9 protein-coding genes are annotated in these 12,733 nt (G+C 63.1%); 5 read left to right on the forward strand and 4 right to left on the reverse strand.

Translation table 11 applies throughout. The features are described 5' to 3' along the window. Positions 1-48: 48 nt before the first annotated feature. On the reverse strand, positions 49-393 hold the full coding sequence (locus tag SX1_RS02370) for a GntR family transcriptional regulator (protein ID WP_017184351.1): 345 nt from the start codon (positions 391-393) through the stop codon (positions 49-51). 72 nt (positions 394-465) lie between these two features. Further along, entirely contained in the window at positions 466-1,044 is a 579-nt protein-coding gene (locus tag SX1_RS02375) for a nitroreductase family protein (protein WP_026149425.1), read from the reverse strand. Positions 1,045-1,181: 137 nt separating this feature from the next. Here SX1_RS02375 and SX1_RS02380 point away from each other — a divergent pair, with 137 nt between their 5' ends. The 3 genes from SX1_RS02380 to SX1_RS02390 are packed head-to-tail and all read left to right on the forward strand — an operon-like array spanning position 1,182 to position 5,424. Next, the gene (locus SX1_RS02380; RefSeq protein ID WP_019051753.1) at positions 1,182-2,705 is read left to right on the forward strand and encodes a peptide MFS transporter; all 1,524 of its coding nucleotides are present in this window, start codon (positions 1,182-1,184) and stop codon (positions 2,703-2,705) included. Then, positions 2,702-4,087, forward strand: coding sequence for an amidohydrolase (locus SX1_RS02385; protein ID WP_019051754.1), 1,386 nt, complete (start codon positions 2,702-2,704; stop codon positions 4,085-4,087). The genes SX1_RS02380 and SX1_RS02385 overlap by 4 nt, the downstream gene beginning before the upstream one ends. Continuing rightward, positions 4,084-5,424 carry an amidohydrolase family protein gene (locus SX1_RS02390; RefSeq protein ID WP_019051755.1) on the forward strand — a complete coding sequence of 447 codons (1,341 nt, stop codon included), beginning with the start codon at positions 4,084-4,086 and terminating at the stop codon, positions 5,422-5,424. Before SX1_RS02385 ends, SX1_RS02390 begins: the two co-directional genes overlap by 4 nt. Positions 5,425-5,956: 532 nt before the next feature. On the opposite strand, the gene SX1_RS02395 is transcribed toward SX1_RS02390, so the two are convergent. After that, positions 5,957-7,180 carry a polyhydroxyalkanoate depolymerase gene (locus SX1_RS02395; protein ID WP_019051756.1) on the reverse strand — a complete coding sequence of 408 codons (1,224 nt, stop codon included), beginning with the start codon at positions 7,178-7,180 and terminating at the stop codon, positions 5,957-5,959. A gap of 124 nt (positions 7,181-7,304) precedes the next feature. Here SX1_RS02395 and SX1_RS02400 point away from each other — a divergent pair, with 124 nt between their 5' ends. Both SX1_RS02400 and SX1_RS02405 read left to right on the forward strand, forming a co-directional pair. Continuing rightward, positions 7,305-7,961 carry a glutathione S-transferase gene (locus SX1_RS02400; RefSeq protein ID WP_019051757.1) on the forward strand — a complete coding sequence of 219 codons (657 nt, stop codon included), beginning with the start codon at positions 7,305-7,307 and terminating at the stop codon, positions 7,959-7,961. Positions 7,962-8,020: 59 nt separating this feature from the next. After that, positions 8,021-9,664, forward strand: coding sequence for a M28 family metallopeptidase (locus tag SX1_RS02405; protein ID WP_019051758.1), 1,644 nt, complete (start codon positions 8,021-8,023; stop codon positions 9,662-9,664). Positions 9,665-9,729: 65 nt separating this feature from the next. Here SX1_RS02405 and acnA read toward each other — a convergent pair whose 3' ends face one another. Then, entirely contained in the window at positions 9,730-12,399 is a 2,670-nt protein-coding gene (acnA, locus tag SX1_RS02410) for an aconitate hydratase AcnA (RefSeq protein WP_019051759.1), read from the reverse strand. Between the last annotated feature and the right edge of the window lie 334 nt (positions 12,400-12,733).

Genomic DNA, 12,733 nt, shown 5'->3' on the forward strand with positions numbered 1-12,733 from the left:
GGAGGTTGGAGAATGGGCCCGGAACGACAGGAAAAGCGCGCGGCCCGCTTACGCCTTCTGCGCGTCCAGTTCCTCGACCCGCAGGCCCAGCCGCCGGATCTGCGCCGCGACCGGGGGCCAGACGGTTTCCAGAAAATGCGCCCGCTCCGCCACGCGCAGGCGGCGGGTTGCGCCATCGGCGACGAACATGCCGACGCCACGCTTGACCACGACCAGCCCATCATCCTGAAAGCTTTGATAGGCCTTGGCGACCGTCAGCGGATTGGCCCCCTGCTGCGCGGCAAAGGCGCGGACGGAGGGCAGCATGTCGCCATCGCTAAATTCACCGTCCAATATGGATGCGGCAATTATCTCTCGCAGGCGGAGATAGACGGGTTTGGAATCGTCGGCCATAACTGCATCAGTGCCATAATACAGCGATGCGCGCAAGCCAGTTGCTTGCGCTGGATCGGGTCGTTTGCGTAACTATCTGTCCCAGATCGATATGATGTCGTCATAATCTGGCCTTGGCCGCTCTTCCTGCGGTTTGCCGGGCGTTCCGATGAATATGAATCCGGCGATGCTTTCGCCCTCTTTGCCAAAGGCCGCGCGCACATTGTCATTATAGGTAGGCCATCCGGTCAGCCAGCCCCCGGCAAAGCCCAGTGCATGGGTCGCATTGAGCAGGTTCATGACCGCCGCGCCCACCGACAATATCTGTTCCCAGGCCGGTATCTTGCTGCCCGCGACGGGGGCGGACAGGGCCACCACCAATGTCGGCGCCTGATGCGCGAACTGGTGCATCGCCTCGATCTCCAGCCGACCGGCATCGGGCTTTTCGGCGCGATAGGCGGCTTCGAGCAGGTCGGCCAGCGCCGCGCGCTTTTCCAGCGGCACGATGACGAAACGCCATGGCGCCAGCTTGCCATGGTCGGGCGTGCGGATCGCCACCTCCAATATCTGGCGCAATTGCGCATCGTCCGGGCCGGGCGCGATCAGATCGCGCGGTTTGCCCGATCGGCGGGTCTGGAGCAGGGTGAGCGGGGTCGAGCGGTCATTGAACATCGCATCCAGATGGCGCGGCACCCGCTTTGACGCAAGGGCCGCCTGCGCTTTTGACAGATGCGAAATAGGCTCTAGTCTCGCGCCATCCTCTGGTCCCCGTTCGGCGGACCGGCACACATAAAAGACAAGGGTAGCTGATGGCGACCTCAATTTCTGGCGCGGCGGCAGCGGGCAAGACCTGGCTTGGCCATCCGCGCGGCCTGTTTCTGCTGTTTTTCGCGGAGATGTGGGAGCGGTTTTCCTACTATGGGATGCGCGCCATCCTGATCTTCTACCTCACCAAACATTTCCTGTTCGGGGAGGACAGAGCCTATCTGCTCTACGGGGCCTATACCTCGCTGGTCTATATCACCCCGGTCATCGGCGGCTATCTGGCCGATCGGTTCCTTGGTCCGCGCAAGGCGGTGCTGGCGGGCGGGCTGTTCATCGCCTTCGGTCATTTCCTGATCGCGGTGACGGAGGGACCGGGGGGCCAAGACCCGGTCTATCTCAACGGCTTCTATCTGGCGCTGGCCAGCATCATCGTCGGCACCGGCTTTCTGAAGGCCAATATCTCCGTGCTGGTGGGCGAACTCTATCCGCGCGATGATGCCCGCCGCGATCCGGCCTTTTCCATTTTCTACATGGGCATCAATGCGGGCGGGGCGATCGGCCCGCTGGTCTGCGGCCTGTTGGGCGAAACGATGGGCTGGGGCTGGGGCTTTGGCGCGGCCGGGGTCGGCATGTTGCTGGGTCTTGTGATGTTCGTCTGGCTCACTCCCTGGCTGCTGGGCAAGGGGGAGCCGCCCGCGCCGCAGCAATTGCGCGCGCCAGCGGTTGCAGGCGTCAGCCAGGAATGGACCATCTATCTGGGCGCGATATTGGGCGTCGTCGCGATCTGGTTCGTCATCCGCTATGCCGAATTGCTGGGCTATGCTTTGCTCGCCTTCGCGGCGCTGACGGTCATCTACATCGTCTGGCGCACGCTCGGCACGCTGGGCAAGGTCGATCGCGACCGCATGTTCGCCGCCCTGTTCCTGATCGCGCTCAATCCGCTATTCTGGGGCCTGTTTGAACAGACCGGATCGTCGCTCAACATCTTTACCGATCGCAATGTCGATCGCACCGTGCTGGGATGGGATATTCCCGCATCGATGTTCCAGTCGGTCAATTCCATCTTCATCATCCTGCTGGCGCCGCTATTCGCCGTGCTGTGGACCTTCCTCGACAAGCGCCGCCTCGAACCCTCATCCCCCGCCAAATTCGGCATCGGCCTCATATTGTGCGGCGCGGGCTTTCTGGTGCTGGTGGCGGGCGCGGCGATGGCGGGACAGGATCTGACCCCGCTGCTGTTCGTCATCCTCATCTACCTGTTCCACACCATGGCGGAGCTATGCTTCTCGCCGGTCGGCCTGTCGGCGATGACGCGACTGTCGGTGCCCAATATGGTCGGGCTGGTGATGGGCACCTGGTTCCTGGCGATGGCAGCGGGCAATTTCATCGCTGGCCTGATCGCCCGCGCGACCGGCAGCGGCGATGCGAACGGCGTGGCGCAGGTGCTGGACGTCTATAGTCGCATCGGCTGGTTTTCGATCGGGGTCGGCGTGATCGTATTGCTGGTTTCGCCAATGATCACGCGGCTGATGCATCTTGACACGATTGGCGCGGAGGAACGTCCATGAGGTTGATCTTGATCGCTGCGCTGCTCGCCAGCGCGGCTACCCCTGCCGGTGCGAAGAAGGACAGGGAAGCGCCCGCCCCGACGCAGGGCAGTTCGGCCGAGCCGGAAAACCCCTATCCCTCGACCTACAAGGCCTATCCCGGTGTCGCCACGGCGATCAGGGGCGCGACCATTTTCGACGGGGAGGGGGGGCGGATCGACAATGGCGTCATCTTCCTGTCCGATGGCAAGGTGACCGCGATCGGCGGCCCCGACACGCCAATCCCTGCCGACATCGCCCTGTTCGACGGCACCGGCAAATATGTGACGCCGGGCGTCATCGACATACACAGCCATCTGGGCGATTATCCCAGCCCCAGCGTGGACGCGCTGTCCGACGGCAATGAAGCGACGTCGCCGGTCACTGCCCATGTATGGGCCGAACATAGTATCTGGCCGCAGGATGCGGGCTTTGGCCGGGCGCTGGCCAATGGCGGTGTCACCAGCCTGCAAATCCTGCCTGGATCGGCCAATCTGTTCGGCGGACGCAGCGTCACGCTGAAAAACGTCCCCGCCCGCACGATGCAGGGGATGAAGTTCCCCGGCGCGCCTTATGGCCTGAAAATGGCGTGCGGCGAAAATCCCAAGCGGGTTTATGGCTCGAAGGGGCGGGAGCCTTCCACCCGCATGGGCAATATGGCGGTCAATCGCCAGACCTGGATCAAGGCGCGCGAATATCAGAAGAAGCGCGCCGCCGGAAAAGATCAGACCCGTGACCTTGGCATGGAAACGCTGGCCGATGTGCTGGAAGGCAAGATCCTGGTCCATAACCACTGCTACCGCGCCGACGAAATGGCCAATGTCATCGATATGAGCAAGGAGTTCGGGTATAAGGTCACGGCATTTCACCATGCGGTCGAAGCGTACAAGATTGCCGACCTGCTGCGCGACAATGGCATTTGCGCGGCGCTGTGGGGCGACTGGTATGGCTTCAAGATGGAAGCCTATGACGGGATCAAGGAGAATATCCCGCTGGTCCACCGGGCAGGCGCCTGCACCATCGTCCATAGCGATGATGAAAACGGCATACAGCGGCTCAATCAGGAGGCGGCCAAGGCGCTGGGGGCTGGCCGCCGGATGGGCATCGACATCGCTGACGAGGTGGCGTGGACCTGGCTCGCCATCAATCCCGCGCGGGCGATGGGGATTGCCGATCAGACCGGCAGTCTGAAGGTCGGCAAGATGGCCGACGTGGTGCTGTGGAACGGCAACCCGTTCAGCACCTATACAAGGCCGGAGAAGGTGTGGATCGACGGGGCGCTGCTCTATGACAGCGCCAATCCCAAACTGCGCCCGGTCAGCGATTTTGAACTCGGCCAGATCGGCGCGGGAGACGTGAAATGATGAAGGCATCCAACATCCGTTCGCTTCGAGCGAAGTCGAGAAGCGCTCGCGCAGCCTTCGCGGCTCTTGCGCTGCTCTCCACCCCCGCGCTTGCCCAGTCCCTCGCCATCACCGGCGCGACCCTCGCCATTGGCGACGGCTCTGAACCCATCCGCAACGGCACTGTCCTGATCAGCGCTGGCAAGGTGACGGCCGCTGGCGCGGGCATCGCCATTCCGCCGGGCATCAAGGCCATCGATGCGGGCGGCAAATGGGTGACGCCGGGTCTGGTGTCGGGATACTCCCGCGTCGGTCTGGTAGAGGTGCCTGCGGTCAACGAAACCAATGACGCCAGCGCGCGGTCGCCCTTTTCCGCCGCGATCGACGTTGCTCCGGCGATCAACCCGCTCGCCAACCCGATCGCGATCAGCCGCACGGCGGGCATTACCCGCGCTGTCGTCGTCCCGTCGACCGGCATCGGCATTTTCGCCGGGCAGGGCGCGGTGGTGGACCTTGGCGCGGACATGAACGCCATCACCAGGGCGCGCGCCTTCCAATATGTCGAACTGGGCGAGGAGGGGGCCAAGGATGCGGGCGGCAGCCGTCCCGCCGCGATCCTGACCTTCAAGACGATGCTGCGCGAGGCGCAGGATTATGCCAGGGCGCCTGCCAGCTATGACGGGCGGTCGAAGGATGCGCTGCTCAACCGGGTGGATGCGCAGGCGCTGGTGCCGGTCGTCACCGGGGCAATGCCGCTGATGGTCCATGTCGAAAGCGCGCGCGACATAGTGACCGTCCTGTCGCTGCGTCAGGATTTTCCTGCGCTCAAGCTCATCATCGCGGGCGCTGCCGAAGGCTGGATGGTCGCGCCGCAAATCGCGGCGGCCAAGGTGCCGGTGATCGCGGGCGGCCTCGACGACCTTCCCTCCAGCTTTGAAAAGCTGGCCGCGACCCAGAGCAATGTCGGGCGGATGGTGAAGGCAGGCGTCATCGTCTCCATGGGGCTGATGGACCGGGACGAGGGGCTGCAACTGCGCCTCGCGACCCAGCAGGCGGGCAATATGGTGGCGCTGAACAAGGTGCCGGGCGCCACCGGCCTCAGTTGGGGGCAGGCGCTCCGCACCATCAGCAGCGCCCCCGCCGAAGCCATGGGGCTGGGCGACCGGATCGGCTCACTGAAGCCGGGGCGGGCAGGGGATGTCGTGCTGTGGGATGGCGATCCGCTGGAAATGACATCCGCGCCGATCGCGGTGTGGATCGATGGCGTGCCGCAACCCATCGACAACCGCCAGACGAAGCTGCGCGACCGTTATGCGACGCCGGGCGAGGGCGCGCTACCCAAGGCGTATGAATGGTAGGGCCGCGTCCGTATCCTTCTCCCCACGGGGGAGAAGGATACGGAGCCTTACTGAACGCAGTGAGGTTAGGCGAAGTTGGAAGAGGGGGGAGACGCTCGCTGTCCTACACCCGCCCCAACCCGCCCCCGTTCGTTTCGAGCGAAGTCGAGAAACCTGCTCGGTGTTTCGCGACTTCGCGCGAAACGAACGGAGGTGGAGAAAAACCCTCAAGCCATCGCGCGCTATGCCGCACTTGGAAGAGGGGGGAGGACGCTTGCTGTCCTACACCCGCCCCGCCTGCTATAAGCGCGCCCGGTTCCTTCCCATCGTTCACACGCAATATTCGACCGCGCGCACCGCATGGCCGACCGGCAAACGTCACCCGAATTTTCCATAAGCGATATGGGCGAAGTTTGCGAAGTTTCGCATGCGCCAGCCATGGCAGGATGCGTAACATCCTGTCCGCATCGCGCACGAAAATATCATGATTGCCGGGAAATATGCGAAGCTAAGCCGCGCATCTCCTATTCGACGCTTGCCCTTTGCCGGGCCGTCAGTTCATCGACAGGATCATGTTCCGCACCTGCGGATAGACCTGCTTTTCCCATTTGCTGCCGGAAAAGACGCCATAATGGCCAACGCCCGGCTGCAAATGGTGGCGCTTGAGGTGCGGGCGAAGGCCGGTGCAGAGCGCGTGGGCCGCCGCTGTCTGGCCCACGGCGCAGACATCGTCCTTCTCGCCCTCGACCGTCAGCAGGGCGGTCTTGCGGATCGCGCCCGGATTGACGGGACGGCCACGGTGCATCAATTCGCCCTTGGCCAGCAAGGTGCGCTGGAACACCAGATCGACCGTCTCCAGATAAAATTCCTTGGTCATGTCCAGGACCGCGAAATATTCCTCGTAGAAACTCTTGATCTTGTCCGCCTCGACCGTCTTGCCGTCGGCCAGAAGCTGATAGAGTTCGCGATGCTGCGATCCGTGCCGTTCCATGTTCATCGCCATGAAGGCGGAAAGTTGGACGAAGCCGGGATAGACTTCGCGACCGCGCCCGGCATAGCGGAAGGGGACGATGGAGATCAGATTCTTCTCGAACCAGTCGATCGGCTTGTCGTTGGCCAGATCATTGACCACGGTGGGCGCGACCCGCGTATCGATCGGCCCGCCCATCAGTGTCATCGACTTGGGGGTCGCGGGGTCTTTATCCTCCGCCATGACCGCCACCGCCGCCAGCGCAGGAACGCAGGGCTGGCAGACCGACAGCAGATGCGCGCCGGGGCCCATCGTCTGGAAAAAGCGGATTATATAATCGACATAATCCTCAAAGCCGAAACGCCCCGCCGCCAGCGGCACGTCGCGAGCATTTTTCCAGTCGGTAATATAGACGTCATGGTCCCGCAGCAGGGTCTCCACAGTACTGCGCAGCAAGGTGGAGAAATGACCCGACATCGGCGCCACCACCAGCACGCGCGGCTGGGCGGTGTCTACCTCATCCTTCACGAAGTGCAGCAGGTCGCCAAAGGGCAGGTCGAGGACGATCTCTTCGCGCACCGCCACATCGGCATTGCCGCTGCGTACCGACGTAATGGCGTAGGGCGGCCGCTTGTGCGTCACCCGCGCGCCCTGAAACACGTCCATCAGCGCGAACATGCGCCTGGGCATGGCCCAGTCGGCCATCGGCCCCAATTTGTCGCGCATCCCCAGCGCAACCTGCGCCCCGAAGCGTGCCGGCGCCAGCATATCGTTCCACGCCTGATAACCACTGTATAGCATCCGCATGATTATAAGCGCGCCTTGTTTAATCCGTCCATCCGAATCGGTTCTGGTATAAAACGTTATACACGGATTATATGTTGCACCGCATCATCATAAATGTAGGTTAAGGCCGACCGGAGGGAATGTCATGCCCATTGTTGAGCTCACTCTATCCAGTAAAAATTACTCGTCCTGGTCGCTGCGCGGCTGGCTGCTCTGCCGGATTGCGGGCCTGAAGGTCGAGGAAAAGCTGGTCGCGCTGGATGATCCGGAAAATCGCGCGGAATTGCTGCTGCTGTCGCCATCCGTACTGGTGCCGCGCCTGACCCATGAAGGGGCAAGCGTGTGGGACACGCTCGCGATCGCGGAATATCTGCATGAATTATATCCCGATGCAGGCATGTATCCCGCCGACCGGATCGCCCGCGCCCATTGCCGGTCGGTATCGGGCGAAATTCATTCCGGTTTCGCCAATCTGCGCTCCGCCCTGCCGATGAACCTGAAGGTCCGCCACGCCAAATTCCCGATCTTTCCGGGCGCCAAGCCCGACATCGAACGGATCGAGACGATCTGGGCCGAATGTCTGGACAGCTATGGCGGGCCATGGCTGTTCGGCGACAAGCCGACTGTCGCCGACGCGATGTTCGCGCCGGTGGCCGAACGGTTCCTGACCTATGCCGTGCCGGTGTCCATGAAGGCGGCGGCCTATTGCCAGACGATCAACGGATGGGACATCATGCGCGAATGGATTGACGAAGCGCGGATCGAACCGGACGAGATGGAAGAACTCGACATCGAATTCTGACAGTCCTTTCGCCCGTCACTGGCCTTTCGCTTAGGGCTGGTAGCGGGTAAGCCTGTGCCATGACCCGTGCATTACTGGCTCTTGGCCTCCTCGCCCTTCCCGCTCACGCCCAGACGGTCGCGCCGCAGCAACTCGAACAATCGGTCCGCGTTCTGGCGTCCGACCTGTTCGAAGGCCGCGCCCCCGGCACGGTAGGGGAGGAGCGGACGATCGGCTATCTGGTCGGCCGCTTTCAGGCGCTGGGGCTGGAGCCGGGCGGGCCGGATGGGCAATGGGTGCAAAGCGTGCCGCTGCTCCACACCCGGCTGGGCCAGGCGGAGGTGCTGGGCGTCAAGCAGGGAAGCGCCACGACGGCGTGGACCGCGGGGAAGGACGTCTATCTTTCCACCCTCCAGCCGCGCGACAAGGTTGCGATAAGCAGCGCGCCATTGCTGTTCGTTGGCTATGGCGTCTCTGCCCCGGAACGCGGCTGGGATGATTTCAAGGGCGCGGACCTGAAAGGCAAGGTCGCGGTCTTTCTGATCAACGATCCGGATTTCGAAGCGGCGAAGGGCGATGACGCAGCCGGCAAGTTCGGCGACCGGACAATGACCTATTATGGCCGCTGGACCTACAAGTTCGAGGAAGCGGCCCGGCGCGGCGCGGTTGGCGCGCTGATCGTGCATGACACGCCCGGCGCTGGCTATGGCTGGAATGTGGTCGTCAGTCCGGGCGGGGAAAATTATGATCTGGTCCGCGCGCCCGACAAGCTGACCAGCCTCCAGCTACAGGGCTGGATCGAGGGCGGGGCAGCGGCCAGGCTGTTTGCAGGCGCGGGTCTGGACCTTGCAAGCTTGCGCGCGAAGGCGCGGTCGAAAGGCTTTCGGCCCGTGGAGTTGAAGGGGGCCAGCTTTTCCGCCGCTTTCCCGGTGACGCAGGATGTCATCAAGAGCGCCAATGTCCTTGCCCGCATTCCCGGTGCCAAACGGCCTGACGAAACGGTCATGTACGGCGCGCATTGGGATGCCTATGGCAAGGGTGCGCCCGACGCGCAGGGGCGGATATATCGCGCCGGGGCCAATGACGATGCGCTGGGCATCGCAGGCCTGTTCGAGATCGCCCGCGCCTTCAAGGCTGGCCCCGCGCCGAACCGCAGCATCCTGTTCGCGGCCTGGACGGCGGAGGAGCGGGGGCTGCTGGGTTCGGAACATTATGCCCAGAACCCGGTCTGGCCGCTCGACAAGACCGTCGCCAACCTGACGATCGACATTCTCCAGACCGCTGGCAAGGCGAAGGACGTCATTCTGGTGGGCAAGGGGCAGGGGACGCTGGAGGATGACCTGGCCAGGGCTGCCGCCGCGCAGGGCCGGGTCGTGACGCCTGAAAGCCTGCCCGAACGCGGGCTGTTCTACCGTGCCGATCATTTCTCCATGGCCAAGCGGGGCGTGCCGGTGCTGCTGATGATGGGGATTGCGGGCGCGTCCGATCTGGTCGAGGGCGGCCGGGCGGCGGGACAGGCCTGGGTCGATGCCTATACCGGCCAATGTTATCATCAGGCGTGTGACGCGGTCGACACGACATGGAAACTGGACGGCGCGGCGCAGGATGTGGACCTGATGCTGGCGATCGGCCAAGACCTTGCGACGTCGACCCGCTGGCCGCAATGGAAGCCGGGGTCCGAGTTCAAGTCGGTGCGAGACGCGAGCGCAACCGCACGGCCCTGAGCCTGAAAGCCGCGCATCCCGGCCGAAATAGCGGCACGGGATGGCGGTGTCAGGCGGTCAGCGGATCAGGCAGCCAGCTTTCTCAGCACATATTGCAGGATGCCGCCGTTCAGGAAATATTCCAGCTCGTTGACCGTGTCGATCCGGCAGAGCGCGGTGAAGGTGAAGGTCGAGCCATCGGCACGGGTCACGGCGACTTCGACATCCTGACGGGGCTTGAGCTTCCCAACGCCGGTGATGGTGAAGCTTTCGTCACCGGTCAGGCCCAGCGTGTCGCGCGTGTCGCCATTTTTGAACTGAAGCGGCAGCACGCCCATGCCAACCAGATTGGAGCGGTGGATACGTTCGAAGCTTTCGACGATGACCGCGCGAACCCCCAGCAGATTGGTGCCCTTGGCCGCCCAGTCGCGTGACGATCCGGTGCCATATTCCTTGCCGCCAATGACGACCAGGGGAGTGCCGTCCGCCTTGTGCTTCATCGCCGCGTCATAGATGGGCAGGGTTTCGCCCTTGTAGCGGGTCATGCCGCCTTCGACGCCGTCCAGCATCAGATTCTTGATGCGGATATTGGCGAAGGTGCCGCGCATCATGACTTCATGATGGCCGCGACGCGCGCCATAGCTGTTGAAATCGGCCTGCGCGACCTGATGCTCGGACAGCCACTTGCCTGCTGGTGAGGATGCCTTGATGGAGCCTGCGGGCGAGATATGGTCAGTGGTGATGGAGTCGCCGAATATCGCCAGCGGCTTGGCCTCGACAATGTCGGTGACGGGTGCCGGGGTCATGCTCAGCCCTTCGAAATAGGGCGGGTTGGCGACATAGGTGGAGCCTGCACGCCACTGATATGTGTCCGATCCGGTAACGTCGATCGCCTGCCAATGGGCGTCGCCCTTATAGACGTTGGCGTAGCGCGCCTGGAACATGGCGCGGTCCACGCAGGTCGCCATGGTCGATGCGATGTCGTCATTGGTGGGCCAGATGTCTTTGAGATAGACGTCCTGCCCGGCGCTCCCGACGCCGATCGGGGTAGTGATGAAATCCTCGATCACCGTGCCCTTGAGCGCATAGGCGACGACGAGCGGGGGAGAGGCCAGGAAATTGGCGCGCACGTCGGGTGACACGCGGCCTTCGAAATTGCGGTTGCCCGAAATGACGGCGGCGGCGACCAGACCATTGTCGTTGATCGCGGCGCTGATCGGCGGGGCCAGCGGGCCGCTATTGCCGATGCAGGTGGTGCAGCCATAGCCAACCAGATTGAAGCCGATCGCGTCGAGATGCGACTGGAGGCCCGCCTTTTCCAGATAGTCGGTGACGACCTGACTGCCGGGGGCGAGCGACGTCTTGACCCAGGGCTTTGGCTTAAGGCCCAGTTCGTTCGCCTTCTTGGCTACCAGGCCCGCGGCCAGCATGACGCCGGGGTTCGACGTGTTGGTGCAACTGGTGATCGCCGCGATGGTCACGTCGCCGTCGCCAATGTCGAAATCCTTGCCATCGACCGGCACGCGCTGCTGCGCTTTCTTGTAGACGTTCGCGAGATCGGCGTTGAACACATCATCGACCTGCGGCAGCGAGACGCGGTCCTGCGGGCGTTTGGGACCGGCCAGGCTGGGGACGACGGTGGCAAGGTCCAGTTCCAGCGTATCGGTAAACACCAACTCCGCCGACGGATCGATCCAGAAGCCCTGTTCCTTGGCATATGCTTCGACCAGCGCGAGATTTTCGTCGCTGCGGCCGGTCAGGCGCATATAGTCGAGCGTCTTGTCATCGATGCCGAAGAAGCCGCAGGTCGCGCCATATTCGGGCGCCATGTTGGCGAGGGTCGCGCGGTCGGCGAGCGACAGGCTGGCAAGGCCGGGGCCGAAATATTCGACGAAGCGGCCAACCACGCCCTTCTTGCGCAGCATTTCGGTGCAGGTCAGCACCAGATCGGTGGCGGTGACGCCTTCCTTCAATTGGCCGACCATCTTGAAGCCGACGACTTCGGGGATGAGCATGGAGACAGGCTGGCCAAGCATCGCCGCCTCAGCCTCGATACCGCCCACGCCCCAGCCCAACACGCCAAGGCCGTTGATCATGGTGGTGTGGCTGTCGGTGCCGACGCAGGTGTCGGGATAGGCGACGATATTGCCGTCCGCATCCACGGACGACCAGACGGCCTGCGCGATATTTTCCAGATTGACCTGATGGCAGATGCCGGTGCCGGGGGGGACCGCGTAGAAATTGGCGAGGGACTTGCTGCCCCATTTCAGAAAGTCGTAGCGCTCCATGTTGCGCTGATATTCAATCTCGACATTCTGCTCGAACGCCTTGGGCGTGCCGAATTCGTCGACCATGACGCTGTGGTCGATGACGAGGTGGACGGGCACCTGCGGATTGATCTTGCTGGCGTCGGCGCCCAGCGCATTCATCGCGTCGCGCATGGCGGCGAGATCGACCACGCAGGGGACGCCGGTGAAATCCTGAAGCAGGACGCGGGCGGGACGATATTGGATCTCGCGCTCGGCCTTGCCCTTGTCATTCTGCCAGTCGATGATGGCCTGAATATCCTCGATCGTGACGGTGACGCCATCTTCGAAGCGGAGCAGGTTTTCGAGCAGCACCTTCATCGAGAAGGGCAGGCGCGACACGTCGCCCAGCTTCGCCGCCGCTTTTTTGAGCGAGTAAAAGGCGATGTCCTTGCCCTCGACATGCAATATGTCGCGCGTGCCCAATGTGTCCTGTCCGATGGCGGTCATGAAAATGCGTCTCCTCGCGGTAGCATCGGCCCGGTCGGGAGGATGACGCATGATCCGCCCAAAAGCCGGACGGCCTAAGGGCAGGAGGCGCCCCAACCATGGGTCGAAGCAGGTATGTCCCGATGTAGCAGGGAGATAGGAACTAGCGGTGCCAAGTCAATTGCCAAGTCGGTCAAGGCAGATGTTTGGGAGGCAGCCGAGGTCGGGTATCCGCTGTCGACGTGAGACTATCGGGTTCGCCATCATTGGCGTGTCGAACAAAATACTTCCTCCCCTGCAAGGGGAGGTGGATGGCCGCAGGCCAGACGGAGGGGGGTCGCCCTATCGTTAGGGC

Origin of the sequence: Sphingobium xenophagum NBRC 107872, assembly GCF_000367345.1 — a bacterium.
Lineage (GTDB): Bacteria > Pseudomonadota > Alphaproteobacteria > Sphingomonadales > Sphingomonadaceae > Sphingobium > Sphingobium xenophagum.